This is a genomic window from Mucilaginibacter ximonensis, from assembly GCF_042686265.1.
GTDB lineage: Bacteria > Bacteroidota > Bacteroidia > Sphingobacteriales > Sphingobacteriaceae > Mucilaginibacter > Mucilaginibacter ximonensis.
In genome coordinates this window covers 1,297,205-1,312,098 of the sequence record NZ_JBHUPD010000001.1, presented here as the reverse complement: position 1 = coordinate 1,312,098, position 14,894 = coordinate 1,297,205, and the positions used below count along the sequence as shown (strand labels likewise).

16 protein-coding genes are annotated in these 14,894 nt (G+C 40.7%); 11 read left to right on the top strand and 5 right to left on the bottom strand.

The features are described from left to right. Window positions 1–18 precede the first annotated feature (18 nt). The 4 genes from ACFS5N_RS05890 to ACFS5N_RS05875 all read left to right on the top strand — a co-directional run bounded on the left by ACFS5N_RS05890 (window position 19) and on the right by ACFS5N_RS05875 (window position 3,210). Complete coding sequence (locus ACFS5N_RS05890) at window positions 19–534, top strand: hypothetical protein (protein ID WP_377183213.1); 516 nt, start codon at window positions 19–21, stop codon at window positions 532–534. A 195-nt stretch (window positions 535–729) separates the two neighbouring features. Further along, a complete protein-coding gene (locus ACFS5N_RS05885) occupies window positions 730–2,622 on the top strand; it encodes an Ig-like domain-containing protein (RefSeq protein ID WP_377183211.1) in 1,893 nt (630 codons plus the stop codon). Window positions 2,623–2,698: 76 nt separating this feature from the next. Next, a complete protein-coding gene (locus tag ACFS5N_RS05880) occupies window positions 2,699–2,884 on the top strand; it encodes a hypothetical protein (RefSeq protein ID WP_377183209.1) in 186 nt (61 codons plus the stop codon). A 74-nt stretch (window positions 2,885–2,958) separates the two neighbouring features. Further along, window positions 2,959–3,210, top strand: a complete 252-nt coding sequence (locus ACFS5N_RS05875) for an RteC domain-containing protein (protein ID WP_377183207.1) — start codon at window positions 2,959–2,961, stop codon at window positions 3,208–3,210. On the opposite strand, the gene ACFS5N_RS05870 is transcribed toward ACFS5N_RS05875, so the two are convergent. Next, on the bottom strand, window positions 3,205–3,951 hold the full coding sequence (locus ACFS5N_RS05870) for a hypothetical protein (RefSeq protein ID WP_377183205.1): 747 nt from the start codon (window positions 3,949–3,951) through the stop codon (window positions 3,205–3,207). The two genes, ACFS5N_RS05875 and ACFS5N_RS05870, sit on opposite strands and share 6 nt — an antisense overlap. A 55-nt stretch (window positions 3,952–4,006) precedes the next feature. Here ACFS5N_RS05870 and ACFS5N_RS05865 point away from each other — a divergent pair, with 55 nt between their 5' ends. The 3 genes from ACFS5N_RS05865 (at window position 4,007) to ACFS5N_RS05855 (ending at window position 7,314) form a co-directional block, all read left to right on the top strand. After that, the gene (locus ACFS5N_RS05865; RefSeq protein ID WP_377183203.1) at window positions 4,007–4,984 is read left to right on the top strand and encodes a potassium channel family protein; all 978 of its coding nucleotides are present in this window, start codon (window positions 4,007–4,009) and stop codon (window positions 4,982–4,984) included. 86 nt (window positions 4,985–5,070) lie between these two features. After that, window positions 5,071–6,528 carry a hypothetical protein gene (locus ACFS5N_RS05860; protein ID WP_377183201.1) on the top strand — a complete coding sequence of 486 codons (1,458 nt, stop codon included), beginning with the start codon at window positions 5,071–5,073 and terminating at the stop codon, window positions 6,526–6,528. Between the two features lie 63 nt (window positions 6,529–6,591). Then, window positions 6,592–7,314 carry a hypothetical protein gene (locus ACFS5N_RS05855; protein ID WP_377183199.1) on the top strand — a complete coding sequence of 241 codons (723 nt, stop codon included), beginning with the start codon at window positions 6,592–6,594 and terminating at the stop codon, window positions 7,312–7,314. A gap of 5 nt (window positions 7,315–7,319) precedes the next feature. On the opposite strand, the gene ACFS5N_RS05850 is transcribed toward ACFS5N_RS05855, so the two are convergent. From ACFS5N_RS05850 to ACFS5N_RS05840, 3 genes are read right to left on the bottom strand one after another with little or no spacing between them, the layout of a single operon-like run. Beyond that, the gene (locus ACFS5N_RS05850; protein ID WP_377183197.1) at window positions 7,320–8,129 is read right to left on the bottom strand and encodes a TIGR02391 family protein; all 810 of its coding nucleotides are present in this window, start codon (window positions 8,127–8,129) and stop codon (window positions 7,320–7,322) included. Next, window positions 8,122–8,676 (bottom strand): hypothetical protein, encoded by a 555-nt coding sequence (locus ACFS5N_RS05845; protein ID WP_377183195.1) that lies wholly within the window; start codon window positions 8,674–8,676, stop codon window positions 8,122–8,124. The genes ACFS5N_RS05850 and ACFS5N_RS05845 overlap by 8 nt, the downstream gene beginning before the upstream one ends. 37 nt (window positions 8,677–8,713) lie before the next feature. Next, window positions 8,714–9,436: a hypothetical protein gene (locus ACFS5N_RS05840; protein WP_377183193.1), complete on the bottom strand. Its 723-nt coding sequence runs from the start codon at window positions 9,434–9,436 to the stop codon at window positions 8,714–8,716. A 99-nt stretch (window positions 9,437–9,535) separates the two neighbouring features. On the opposite strand from ACFS5N_RS05840, the gene ACFS5N_RS05835 reads away from it, so the two are divergent. From ACFS5N_RS05835 to ACFS5N_RS05820, 4 genes are read left to right on the top strand one after another with little or no spacing between them, the layout of a single operon-like run. Then, window positions 9,536–10,807: a hypothetical protein gene (locus tag ACFS5N_RS05835; protein ID WP_377183191.1), complete on the top strand. Its 1,272-nt coding sequence runs from the start codon at window positions 9,536–9,538 to the stop codon at window positions 10,805–10,807. Between the two features lies 1 nt (window position 10,808). Beyond that, the gene (locus ACFS5N_RS05830) at window positions 10,809–11,690 is read left to right on the top strand and encodes a hypothetical protein (RefSeq protein WP_377183189.1); all 882 of its coding nucleotides are present in this window, start codon (window positions 10,809–10,811) and stop codon (window positions 11,688–11,690) included. 3 nt (window positions 11,691–11,693) lie between these two features. Further along, a complete protein-coding gene (locus ACFS5N_RS05825) occupies window positions 11,694–11,915 on the top strand; it encodes a hypothetical protein (protein WP_377183187.1) in 222 nt (73 codons plus the stop codon). A 3-nt stretch (window positions 11,916–11,918) separates the two neighbouring features. Further along, window positions 11,919–12,866, top strand: a complete 948-nt coding sequence (locus ACFS5N_RS05820; protein ID WP_377183185.1) for a hypothetical protein — start codon at window positions 11,919–11,921, stop codon at window positions 12,864–12,866. Here ACFS5N_RS05820 and ACFS5N_RS05815 read toward each other — a convergent pair. Further along, on the bottom strand, window positions 12,859–14,751 hold the full coding sequence (locus tag ACFS5N_RS05815) for a P-loop NTPase fold protein (RefSeq protein WP_377183183.1): 1,893 nt from the start codon (window positions 14,749–14,751) through the stop codon (window positions 12,859–12,861). The genes ACFS5N_RS05820 and ACFS5N_RS05815 overlap by 8 nt on opposite strands. Window positions 14,752–14,894: the final 143 nt, after the last annotated feature.

The window sequence follows — 14,894 nt, the reverse complement described above, 5'->3', positions numbered from 1 at the left end:
ATTCAGGCGATGAAGTTAATGGTAAAAGAAGAACGATTGCCAATTGAACAATGGCAACTTAAGCAAATTCAACCCGACCTAAAGGCGAAAATATGGGCGATCGATATGAGCGTATTGCTCAGCCGTTTGTTGTATAAATTCTATTGGGATACGGCGCGCGCGCTGGACGCATTGGAGAGTTATCGTTATTATCTGCTGTTTACCCAATTGTTTAACCAACCAATTGCACCAACTGCGGATATCGATGAGGTATGGCACCAGCACATTTTGCATAGCAACAAATATTTCTTGGATTGCGACAAGATGTTCGGGTTTTACTTGCACCATTTACCGAAACCGTCTTTTCCCGCAGGTCTGGCACCGGACGGTGAATGCAGTTCGCCCTGTTGTAATAAGTCAAATTGTTGTAATGATAACCCATCCAAAAATTTGACGGGTTGCGACTTTGACCATCCTGCTTTAATGAGCATATCTGAGGGCATACCCTATGAGCAGGCTTATTTATTTTATCTAACTCTGGCCGATAGATACTAATGTTAAATCAGCATTTATCCGCACGTTTTATTATCCGACTATTATAGGTACGCGGTCTTATGGGCGGCGTAGCGAAAGGCTCCGCCGTATCTTTTATGACGAAAAGAGAAGGGAGCTGAAAAGCTCCCTTTTTTTATACGCCACTATATTAATGAATACATGAATAAATTTTACTCCTAATTAATTTTTACGAATATGAAAAAGAAAACAACACATCCACCCTCGCGCTGGACAGCGCCGGGTTTAAAACGCAGCAGGCTGTTATTGATGCTGCTCGTACTTACAGGTACTTTGCTTTACGTTAGCTGCAAAAAATCAAAACAGGAGGAACCGGCTGCTCCAAATAAGACTTATTCTAACACCTGGGGTGATGGAACAGTGGTCAACGATAATGTAATTGTGGTCAACAAAGACACGATCCGTTTGAGTTTGCTGACGGTTGATTCGGCGCAACTCACTTTTAGGGCTAATGGCGCTGGTGTTGCCAGGGTAAAGGCCGGGGTTATTTTAGTTAGCGATACGTCACGCCTTGCGCCTTATGGTTTTTTACGGAAAGTAAACGCCGTAAAAATAGTGGGTACAACATTGGTATGCACTACGGAACAGGCCTTGTTAACGGATGCGGTACAAGAAGGTAAGCTGGTCATCAATAAGACTTTTACAGCTAAGGATCTCCAGGAAGGGGGGACTTTTAATAATGATGGTGCGCCCCGGCTGAAGGTGTTAAGTGACGGTAATAACGGCGACGGCCTGGTAAATATTAGCCTGGATCATGTTTACGATGACGACGGCGATCTGAAAACGAAGAATGACCAGACCATTGTAAGCGGGTCGCTGGCTATGGGTGTCAACCTGATCTTCAATTTGCAAATCAGCGGCATAAAAGTGCAGCAGGCGCAGGCCGAGGTTATTCTTCAGAAAAAGGTTGCCCTTACCGTCACCCGCCAGGTAGCGACGAAAGCGATCGCCAAAGAAATTCAACTGGCATCGATCTACCTGGGTACCGTGACGGGTTATATCGGCCCGGTACCGGTCGTGCTGGTTAATAAACTGGTATTTGTTTTGGGTATTGATGGCGAGATATCCGCAAAGATCACTACGGGCGTAACAGCCACCGAAACCTCGGACCTGGGCATAGCCTATGCTAACGGGCAATGGACCATCATGAAAGGTCAAACCAATACTTTTGATTTTCAACCGCCGGCATTTGACCTTACCGGTAAAATCGCGCCCTACGCACAGGCAAAATATCAGATATTGCCTTACAATATCAGCAATTTTGGGGTGTTTAAAAGCGATATTTATTTGGGAGATAAGGTTTCACTAGCGGCTGAGGCCACCGCCTCAGCAACTAACGGCATATCGGCCAGCCTGAAGTGGTTAGTTGCTTTTACAGCAACGGCCCATATGAGCTTGTTCGGTAACTCGGTGATCAGCTATGATAATACCCTATTCTCTGCGACTTACCCCATTTGGAGTAAGGACTACAATGCGCCCACATTGACCACAACAGACATGGCTTCAATAACGTCAACCGGTGCCGTCGGCGGAGGTACCATAAGCGCATCTGGTGGCTTAGCTGTGACTTCCCGTGGTGTATGTTGGAGCACGACCAGTACGCCAACCGTAAACAGCAATAAAACATCGGATGGCACCGGCACCGGCACGTTCACCAGTACGTTGACCGGCTTGCAGCCCGCTACAAAATATTATTATTGCGCCTACGCGACCAATGCCGGCGGTACAACTTACGGGGCAATCAAAAATTTCACAACGTCAAGTGCAGTTGTAGCAAATAGCGCGTTACAGTCTGCAGTAACGAGCATCGATTTTGGTGACGTCTATGTGTATAGCTCCGCCAGCAAGGCGTGCCGTCTGTCCGTAATTGGTTCCAAAAACGTTACCGTAAACAGCATAAGCGCAAGTGGACCGTTCACCCTCGATTGGACTGGCGGTACGATCCAGGGGAATAATTATACGGATGTCAACGTAACCTTTAAACCAACCGTGACTGGTGTAAAAACTGGCTCTATCACGATTAACTCTTCGGCGAGCAATACTTACCGCGCGCGTTGTAAGTATAGATAAGGCGAATCACCAAATTACCTTTGAACTCAAAAAGTGCAACGGTACTACTTTTACTGCCGCCGGACACATAAATGTGGTGAATGACCTTTGTGGTAATATCACTTATGGCTTTGGCGCATTCAACAGCGGAGATGCCACGGTTAGAGTTGTAGCTACTGACGTAAATATGGTGAACACCAAAGTCTATCATCCATTTATTGTACAAACAGTAACCTCCGGAATCGTGCAATACGATGCACCTGCTATAACAATTACATATTGATCAATTTGAATGCCTTGGGGTCATACAAATGACCTCAGGGCATTTACGTAAGCGGTCCTATACCCTTCAAACTTATGCACTGGACCGCCGCCAAAATAGACGCCGTCGAACTCATCTACGCCCTCAAAGCCAGCAGTGCCATCAATAACGGCAACATCGACATCGCCGAACTCGTCACCCTATTCGAAACCATCTTCCAACTCGACCTCAAAGAATCCTACCACAAATTCACCGACATCACCAACCGCAAAAAAGAAATCCCCGTCTTCTTAAATAAGTTAACGAATGCCTTATTGCGCTGGATAACGGATAAAATGGGTTTATAACTTATTAATAATGTCCTTTAAGGCAGAGAAATCCAGTTGAGGTACCATTTGTTCCATTTTTTCGACCATGTTCATGCTGCGTTCTTTGGCTTGGTTACCTGCTGTCAGGATACTATTTAATCTTCGCTGGATCAGCGGATTGAGGAGAAATTGCAGATCCTGAATAATTTGGGTAAAAGCGATCAACATATTGGCGGTATGCTGCGGATCTAAACTAAGGACGATGGCATACCATTCACTGAAATCAGTATTGATATGACCACCGGTTTTATGGCGGACATTTTTAACGTCCGAATCCAATTTGAAATCAGCTATAAACTTACGCCATGACTTAATGATCAATTTATGTTTAGCCTGCAATTCCTCATCAGCTTCATTAACTTCTTTTTTGAGTAGTTGCTGTTTGCCTTGAAAAGCCATGTAAGTTTCGTAAACGATCAAATAGGCGCTTTTCATGTAATAGATTTGTTCCAGTCGCTGCTTGGTCAGATACAAGGCGCTAACGATGATACTCAGGTCAGAGGCAGCAATGGTAAGTAATGAACTGGTGGTCATTAAGCCTTTCATATTTTGGTAACCCAATTTTTCGAAAATCGCGTTGTCTCGCTCTTCTAAAAATTTTAAGGTACCTGACCATTGCTGCACCTGATCCAATTGCGCAGCATAAACAGCAAAGCCATCCTGGCAAGCCTGATAAAGCCTTTTACCAGCCGGATTTGTTTGAATAATGATTTTTTCCATGGCGCTCATTATTTGTGCTCGTGCCAGCTAATTTAGAACTTTAAAACTATCTTTAATGACCTTAAACTTAAATGCACAAGTCTTTGCCATGGCAAAAAAACTAACACCGAAATTGAATACCCCCTTGGGCGGTTATATCAATAAATTGAGTTACCCTCGTCTTTTCATTTATATCCTGGTTCTTATCATTGGCTGCGGCCTGCTTTATTGGGTATTGAATCCTTACCATCAAGGTACGAATAGTACAGATCTGAATGTTGGGGATGCGATCTATTTTAGCGTGGTAACCTTTGCCACTCTAGGGTATGGCGACATTTCACCGGTGGGTATTGGCAAAGCACTTGTCGTGGTCGAGGTTTTTGGTGGTATGGCATTAATGGCGCTGTTTATAGGTAAGTTATCGTCGGAGCGTCAGGCCAGCAAACTTACCCTCATTTATTCCACACTAAATCATCAACGTATCACTACCTATATAGAGGATTTAGGTTCGTTAAATGAAATGTTAATGGATTACTACACACATCATGCACATAAGCAGTTGGAAGAGAAGATGGAAGATCTTTACGATTTCGTGTCGGTTATCAGAAAGTATTTAACACAGCAGTCCCTGGAAGGGGAATTGACCGAATATGGTAATGAGTATACTTTAAAGCGTCTCTACTCATCGTTAGCTACTGTACAAAAAACTTGTGGATTGGTCATTAGGACTTCAGGAATCCGCCAACAAATCAAAACGGATGCAAATAGGGCTGTTTCAACTATCGGCACGATAGGAGAGCTCATGCAACAGTTTCATCAAAAAGAGCCCAAGACGATGGGTGTGCTTAATGAGTTAGTGCTAGAATTACAGCGTGGAAAAAACAACACTAAAGTTGTAGACCGCACCGAGATAACTCCTGAATTAATAGATGCGGTAAAAGGCTATCAATCACAGTATCCTGATATGTTAGCCAATCATCGACAGATTGCAGCAGAAATAGGGATGACCAATAAGTTATGTAAAAAATGTATTTTGATCATTGAAAGTGAATAAATGACGTTTTTATAATTATTTGAAAATCAAATAGTTTTGAAAATTTCTTTGCCTGCTGTATGTTAGGATTTTATAAATAGCGTGGTATGACAACTATAGAAGCCATTGTAGAGAAAAAAAAAGCGCTGCTATCGGGCGAACTCGCACATCTATTGGCTGAAGCAAATGGTATCGAAATCAATGCTGCGCGCAAGCGCGTTGAGCGCGCAAAATCACCGGTTCATAAGATCAAGGGTTTATTTGCCGACAACCAATCTTTTGTTTATCATTCTTCGGCTTACAATAGCGGAACTTATTTTGATGAATTAGTTCAATCATTTGAAAAAGCCGCTACTCGATGTGCCGTGTTACTTGAGGCGATTGATTATCATCACGGTCTGATTGATAAAAATGAGTTAGCGAATTATGCGATGAGTCCGGTGCACAACATCATTGGACACATGAATTTCTATACGATAGTAGATAAATTAATCGAGTTAAATGTATTGTCAGATTATGATGACAATTTGTATACCCTAAATGGCTACATTTCACCTGCAGAACCGAACATAAGTCATTTCAAAGCGATTCAACTTGCAAAAAAACTATTGCTGCAAAATTTAAAGACATGGAGTGGACATATCGGTTTGGGTTCGTTCAACGCTGGAACGTTTGATAGTGTAGTGGCAGGGTTTCAATTCGCTTATACAGCGCCGAGCTATCTGCATGGTTTTGTCAAGTATAAGGACGGTGTACCACAACCTGGTTTTCTAGTGGCGGATATATTGATCGGAAACGTAACTTCAACCAAGAGTATTCATTTTTTTCTTCAAAAGCTCGCCGTCATTCGAGCATCTAACAAAGGAATACGATTGCTGCCAGTCTTGATAGTGGATGGACTAGAACCCGAAGCTTTTCAGGCGTTGCGTAAGGCTGGCGTTATGATTGGCTCAGTCAAAGAACTGTTCGGCGACAATTACAACGAATTGATTAAGGATCTCATCGCTACGATCACTAACGCCGGGACTATTCTGAAAAAGGACCCTGAAAAATATATTCATTTAATGACGCAATTAACCAAGCTGGTTGATGGAAAGACTAACAATCTTAAGGGCGAATTATTTGAACTGGCGGTAGGTTACTATTATGGCCAGCACTGTCAGTTTCTGGAGATTGGAAAAAAAGTAGTACCTGAGCCTTGGGAAAAGAAACGCGATATCGATGTGATGGCCCTTTATCAAGATGAAGTGCGAATTGTGGAGTGTAAAGGCTATAACTACCCAGTAGATGTTGATTATGTCGACAGGTACTTAGGAGAAATACTTCCCGCAATTTTTAAATGGCAAAAAAAGACTTTCCCGGAAAAGAAATGTGCCTTTGAATTGTGGAGCACTGGCGGCTTCACGGCAAAAGCTTTGGAAAAGCTTGATGAAGCGCGTTCAAAGACGAAAAAATACTCCGTGAATTATTTACAAAAACCGGATATTCTCGCAAAAGCTGCTGAGCTTAAAACTAGTAAGTTTTCAGAAATCCTGAAGGAATATTTTTTTAAGGATGTAGCGTAAATTATTATGGCCAGCAAGTCCCAGCACTTTCGGAAGACCGTCCGGCAGAACGTTAAAATCGTAATGGACTATATTGACCGGAATTACATCTGGCGTGAAAACGACAAAGCGGTTACGCCGTCAAAAGATTTGATTTGCATGTTTTGTGGAAATGGACAATTGATAACCAAGGAACACATCATACCCAGATGGATTTTTGCTAAAGATACCAAGGCTTTCTTTACGATAACACTAAATGGGCTGGATCAAACTTATAATAAAGCCACTATTCCTGCATGCCAGCAGTGCAATTCTGATTTGCTCAATGATCTGGAGCGACTTATACAAAACCTATTTACGAATAGAGACGTGAGCGCCAATCCGTTTGAGTGGGAAGAGATACAAGAAATCATTCGTTGGCTGGAGCTGATTGATTACAAGTTCCAGATTTATAATATAACTCGCCGTTTTAAAGTGTCGAAGGAAGCTGGTAAAATTGATTATTTAATGGATTTTCCTTTATATATGCTTTTACCTAATAAAGACTACACCCCATTTCAGGTGTTATCCGCAATCCGGCGATCCTTAAAGCGATTATCCGTTGCCGGAAAATATGATCATGTCAATTCACTGGTTGTCTTCAAAACCACGAATAAAGGGTTTCATTTCTTTCATACCATTGACGAATTCATATTTCTGGAATTACCCCAATATCAGATTGCGGTATTCTATTTCTTTAAAAAAGAATTTAGTACGGTCAAAGAAGCCTTTGATGAAGCAATGAGTATCATCAAAAAAGTCTACTGAGCTGTTTATCTGATTTTGTGAGATCGGTCCAGCTTTCTATGACATAACGAAGCAATGGTCATAATTTCCAAGGCATCTTGCTCGGTCATGACCCAACTTGTTTTTGGAATGTGCGCGGTAGTGTTTCTGAACATACCGAAGAAGCCGATCAGTAAATTCGCAAATCCCTTATGTTCACTAATGTCAGTTTCTGTTGTGAAATTGTTGATGATTAATATAGGGTTGGAAGAAGCGAAAACTTCGCTCACCAACGGTGCGCCATCGGTTGTTCGATCAGACAAATACCGTAAGCGATCTGCAACTCCTTTTGTGGTTTCAAAAACAGCATGGAAATAATTTTCAGTTAGTAATTCGGCTGTACAGTATCTGTAAATATCAGCATGAACTTCGCGTGCCTGTAATTTCTGTAATAAAGTATTAGCCCGCTTTTGTGCATCGCTGATCGTTTTTGAGGCTATGACATTCCTGAATTTTCCATCAACGCCTAATTCTAAACCTACGAACGAAAAAGGTTGATTTAGGTTAGCTACAATGCCGGTAAAATAATCCGCTCCAAAATTGATATAACGAGACGGGTGTACCGCCAATTGCACGAAACGCAGAATATCGTTTGCATTACCGGTGCCATGCTGCTTTTTATCAAATGCATTGTAAAGGCGCTTCCATTTAGTGATATCCGGCGTAGGGTTTTCGATTCTACAGTCCTGTAAATATTTATTGATATCCGTGCCGGACAAACCTTGGCCAATATCGCCGATCCCGCGACAAATCGCTTCAAGTACCTGAGGCGGTATTGGGTCAAATACTTTAGCCACGGTTCCCCCAATCTACTTTGATCTTCGTACCGATGAAAAAACCGTTCATTAATTCATTGATAAAACTATCGTAGTCTTCAAACACCTTTTTTAGTTGCGTAAAATCTTCCGGACTAGCTTCATGAAGGTGAACATGTTCTTTAGGATGAACCAATTCGTCGCGTTTTGTTTTTAATAGCAGTAACGCCGAAATTTTTGCCGAAAAATACTGTTGTTGAATGGCTTCTTTATTCCAGGTTTTTGCAATTTGTTTGAACGTCTTTTTGAATTTTGGGATCAGCTGATGCTTGCGATCATCATAACCTGGATAACCGTCTAAAGCATTCAGACCGGAAATATCGGCTTCTATCAGTGAAAATAAACTACGGAGACTAGCTCGGTAAAGCGCGTCAAAACTTACTTTAGAAGCACGATGCTCTTCCGTTAATCGCAACAACTCCATGTAATCTTTTCGGAGCACATTATGGATCGTTTGAAATTTATGCATGATTTGCCCGGCATTCAGCATATCCTCAAAAGACTCATACATTTTTGTTTGCTCTGCCATATATTTCTAAATATAAATCATAGTATTTATTCTGGTGCTAATCCTCGGCAAAATGAAATTTTTTACCGGTCATCCAGCGCTTCATGCTTTCGTAGAAATTAGTAAGCATCGTATGATAATCAGAGCGCAATATATCATCATCTTCGATATCAAATCCTTCCCAATCACTCACCAGTTGGTCAAGAATTGCAAATAATTGCGGATCAAGCTTATCCAGCGCTTCGAAGCATTTTTCATAATCGAAAGCGGGATTAAAATCAGCACACATGGCGAAGAATTTACCGAAATAAAGGCTAATCGCCTGGCTATTGTACATTCCGTTTTGCTTATAATATTTTCGCAGGTCGCGGAGCTCGGAACTACTACATTTATGAAGTGTAAAATCTAGAATGAATTTGGCCGGGTCGAAGCCCATGACTTCATATTGTTCATGCATTTTGATATGATCTAAGCAATTGCCCACATGCTCAACCAACCTTACGTTTAGTAAACGTTTTAAAGTGGTACTGCTATTAACTGTGTTGGTAAAGGCTGCCCCCATAAAAACACGCCTATATCGTAAGTAGACATGAAGGAGTTCGTGGGTAAAAGAATCGGCACTTAAATCATATGGTACAACGTAAATTGTTGCGGTGTCATTAATGGAGTAACAGTGATATTCATTATTAACTGAAGACTGAATATCGATTTTGAAATGCTGATTCAGTGTATTCCAAAGCGGGCGATTACGATCATCAATTAATTGGTTCAGGTCGATCATAGGATTATTATTACAATCATTAAAGATAGACAGTTTTAGTTTAGTTATCAGTGTTTTACTTGGTAATTGGAATAAGCTAACTAAACCGTAAATTTGTTTATGGACAACCTTATCCAAGATTCTGTTAATTATAATAGTGCATATATTAGTTTAAATCTGCTGGACGAATTAGACTATTGTATCGGCGGCTATGGCAAGCCAACGCCGGAGTTTATTTTCTCATTAAATACGTTCGTAGAGTCGTTTATGGCGTGTTCAGAGTTTTATACTTCGCTGGATGAGTTAAACCATCTTAATTTGACTGCCGGGGCGATCTTTCCCAACGGCCGGCCGATTTTAAACTTAGTGGTGCGTGAAACGGGCCTTAAGTTTGTGAGTGGCGTGCTGGACCTACCGGGCAAAGTGATTTACCGCGAGGAAACGATCGGTAAAACCAGAAAAGAAGCGGAACAAGACTTTATTGCTGAATACGGCCAAACGCTCAGGAATGATTATTTTTCGATGAGTAATGTAGACAACTTACCAGATAAACTGCCGCTAGTCACTTCAAAATTCGGGGATAGTGAATTTATCGTTTCAGAGGTACAGAGTAACACCTACGATCTTATAGCTAATTTGATCAGCGTATCAAACACATCGAGCATTCAAACTACTTTGCCGATTAATTTGTATGGCCAGCAAGTGAACCGGCTCAGACCGGTACCATATTCCATTGACGCCTTGGAAAAATTGGCGGCGCTGCATAAGATACAAGTAGACGACTTAGTAAAAAGCATTGGGTTACAATATATGCCCATCCCGCCCTTTACCAATATTTTACTCAGTCAGGTAAATGACTTATATGATATTCCGAGTAAACTGACTCAGCTCAGAGCGGATTTTCAGGAGCTTCGGGACCGGTTTGTAAAATTCGAGGAACAGATTTATGCTTCCCCGACTATAAAAGAACAATTAGAAGCTTACAAAGAATTTACCAGTTTCTGGGACGCGTTCGCTAAGAAGTATGCTAATCAGGCCCACCGGCTTTTCTATCAGCACTTAGATGTTTTCCAAAATGTGGATGCGGATAAAAGTGCCAATAGTATTATCAAAACCGGAGATACTAAAGATATTTTCAAAGAATTGAATATAGCAAAAATAGCGGGTAAAGTCATCACTCATTCCTGGGAATGGTTCCAGGACCGTAAAGTGATTAATCGTTTTAAAGGCCTAACTAATATTTGGGAACTATTTCAGAATAGTGACAACATCAGTCAACAACTTGGTCATTTTGAGCGGTTGTTCGGCGTCAAATTTACCACAGCTGAACTTAACAGGGTGCATGATTTTGTCAATAATCAAGTTCAAAACTTACCTAAAACCCTGAGTTAGCATGTCGATTTTTGGAAGAAAAACAAGCGGAGTATTTGTTCCTAGCGAAAAAGGTGGTTACAGGGAAGCAACAGATGTGCCCGATAATGCATCCCTTAACGAATTAATGTGGCATTTTGGTTATGATACCAGCCAAATAGAAATTATTTTCACTACCGACAGAAAAAGTACGGTATCAAATATTGCAATGGAGGTATTCACGCGCAATATCGTGTTTATGTTGACGGATAAGAAAGCGACATTTATTAGCGAGCGCGATGTGAAAAAAGTTATGGGCGATTTTTCGGTGACCAAACATTATGAAAGCATGAAAATAAAGGATGTCCTGGAGGCTGGCATTGAAGCTGAGTCGATGTCTGTTGAATTTCTTTCTAAGGTGTTGAATATGTCTAATCTTTCCCGCAATGGTATGTTTTACTCCAGTAAGATCAAGACTTACTTATATTTTACAAACGGTTTACTGACAAATTTTCAATATGATGATGGATTTTCACACTGGGCCAAGCACCTGCAAAAAGTAAACAAAACTGTTTACGACCGTATTTCAAAAGGCGCTTACAAATATCGTGCAGGCAACGATTTTCAATTACAAAAGGAAGTCAATATGCAGTGTGAAGCGTGGGGTGCAATACCGGCAGCTTTCGGTAATGAATTCATTCCTTTGCATACCTATGAAAATGGATTGGTCAATTTACATATGATCCGAGTGACACATTATGGTTATCCGATAACCATGAAAAGTTTTCAGGAACTCAATTTTGGCCGCTACCAGGTCATAAGCGGCGATGGCACTGGTGATGTTGTTTTGAGACTTAACCGCTTCGATTATCGTTTCTCAAAAGACGGGCAGCTGATTGACTTTCAGCTGGTCAACTATAGATAATATATGTTTAATATTGATGAAATTTGGATTGACCTGGAATGCCCGGCTTGTAGTTATCCGGATGTTGTTTTGATGCTTGAGATACGTTTGGAAAGCCTGGTTTGGTGTCACAATTGTAAGCAGCAAATTCAGTTGAACGATGCAGACGCTTCCGTGGATGCAGGCAAAAAACAGATCGATACAGCGATGAATGAACTTAATAAGATTTTAAAGAAAATAAAATAACCTATGTACCTCACACATAATCTACGCGCAAACATTCAGGAGTGGAAGAATCGCTTGGCACGTGCATCTTTTGGACAGTTTGGCGCACAAATGAAATATTTCTTAGCCAAGATTGAGCAAGAAAAACTTTTAGCGGGAATGCTGGCTGAATTGAGCACAAAATACCAGTATAATGATGATGCGCTACAAGAAATAGAGCAAGGCCTGGAACAAGGCGATGACCTCAGCTTCGAGAATGATGCACAACATGCTGCCTTTGGATATCAATTTCTTAAATATCTTATTAAAGAGAATGGCTATGAGAGTTTAAATTTATTGATGATGTTTCATGGCAGTGGTAACGAAACGCAAAATAATATCATTGAACAGCTAATCACTCCATTTATTTATTATCTACACGACAAACTGGATAATAGCAATTCCACCATTTATCTGTTAGAAAAATATAAAATGCGTACAGAGTGGTTCATGAAAAAAAAATTGAGCACATTGTATTACGCTGCCACCGCCAACTACGAACAGATTTTTGAAGATGACCTCAGGCTTTATTTATTCGATCAGGGTATAGATTATCCCTTCTCGACACCAAAATCGACCTCAGGTCGAACGGATATTGTTGGTGAAATACATACCGACAATCCGATAGTGATTGAAGTAAAAATAGTCGATAAGGCTAAAAACTATGGAAAAAACCGCATTAAGGAGGGGTTTGCTCAAATCGTAAAATATACAGGGGACTATAATAAAGACTTCGGGTATTTGGTTATTTTCAATATGGATGAGGCAGAGATCAGTTTTGAATTTCCCGACGCAAACCACCGTTTTCCACCGGTATTAAGCTATAACAATAAACACTTTTATTTTATCGTAATCAACTGTCTGGAAACCGCGTCAGCGAGTAAAATAGGAAAAATCGAAACGCTGAGCGTTACAGAAGGCGATCTTATTTAGTCTCCTTTAACGCGTGGTTACGGGTCAGTATGTCTTGTAACAAGGTCGCCAGTGATTTAAATTCGATTTCCCGCATGGTGGGTACCTTGTCATCTATTTTGGTGACTTTATCATAGAGATTTTCGAGGAAATAATATTCCATTCTTTCTTTGATCAACACCTCTCCGAAGCGACCTTTTAATAAACGGCGAAAACGGGGAAGCTCGGAAGTTTTCAACGTTTGAAAATGCGTATAAAAACGATCGAAATTCCAATAGGCCAGCATGGGCATATCATAGTCGTAGTAGCTTTGAATTTTGTTGTAAAATTGCTCTGGCTTTTCAATGAACTCCTTCAGCGTATCAGCTCGGATATTCTCTAAACGGGCTTTGTCAATACCGTTATTAACCTCGTTCAAGGCGCGGTGTAGTTTTAAATAGACTTGGTAATGGGGATTGTTTTCCTTAAATCCAAAACTATGACTTAAGTGGTCAATGTATTTAAATTTGGCTGAAGATCCCTGAACGCCGGCTATCAATTTGTCCACGGTTTCGTTTATTTCATATTCAATGATTTCAGGGTAACGCATTGCATAAAACAAGACAGATATGTAACGGTCTAATGGATATTCTCCTACATAGGCAAAGTGCAACATTTGATCGGTCAATCGCATATATTCAACGTCGGGGAGATCGAGCACCTGCGGATCGCTCAATTGATTGTAAACTTGATCCTGCTCACTGGGCGTAAAAATGCGATCGTCAAAATTCTTTTTCAGTTGAGCCAGCAAATCAGCAGTATCGAGGTCATTACCACCGGTAATGAAATTATAAAGTGCTTGGTAGAACTGATATTCCTGATGACTGTAGAAGTTTGCAAGAAATTTGTCGCGGTAGTTTGGCGGTAGTTTTTGTTCATTATCTAGTTGAGAAGATCGCTGGTGATCGGCGAACATCTCCTTTAGCTGCTTACCCATTAAAACCTCACCGATGGCACGCATGTCATCGATGCCTTTGGTGTGCTTATAACTGATTTCTCCCTTTTTGAATTCAATACTTATGGCAGCTGAAAAATGTAATATGGCCCTTAGTTTTCTAAAACTTAAGCTTTCCAAGTCGACTGTTGTTAACGCCAATGGTACTTCGACCTTTTTAAACACTTCGTAAAAGTGTTCCAGGAAGTAAATCAATGTCCGGAGATTTTCCGTACTGGTTGACTGGAACCAGTATAATAAATCATCTTTAAGCAATAACAAGTATTGATAGAATAAAGGGTGCCGCTTTTTATACTTGCTGTCAATTATAGATTGAAAGTTGGTAATGAATGTGGCAGAATATTCGATAACCGTACCAATCGTTTTCTCTCTTACCGCCAAATAAGCTTGGCTACTGTTCAGGTGTTCTTCGTCAGCAATAACCATGATTTTATTATTGTCATGCTCAACCAACGAGTTGACAAAGCCTATCACTTCATTTATTCCTAAAGAATCAGAAATCCGATCCAGGTCATCGAGTATAATTACAAAGTCTTTGGTATCCATAGCATGCTGGCTTTTCGAAGGGAGTTCAGCTAACTTAGATTCCATTGCATCACCAATTTTAAGATTAAGCATTCCCCGTGCTACGATCTTACTCATAGCTGGGGCGACCTTAATGCCCTTTTGTTTCAGCCAGGTCATAAATTCAATAGCCATCGCTTTATAGACGTCCTCTATATTCTTCAATCCGTACAAGGAAATATAAATTGGCTTATATTTCTTTTGCGGATCATGCAAAGTCGCTAACTTCTTAATTTGCGGAATAATTTTCTCCTTGATGAAAAATGTCTTACCTATACCACGTTTGCCATTGATTAAGAGTGCATAACTGGTTTCCATGCTCAAATAATTGAGAATAACATTCTCCATTCTGATATCTTGGTCTGCGATTGGCTCGTGCATGTCCGAAGATAACAATTTTCAATACGAGTTACCCAAGCAATAACTAAGCTATAAAACAAATATCGGGCGGCAGGATAACACGCCTATATTTGTAAATCTTAAATATCCTG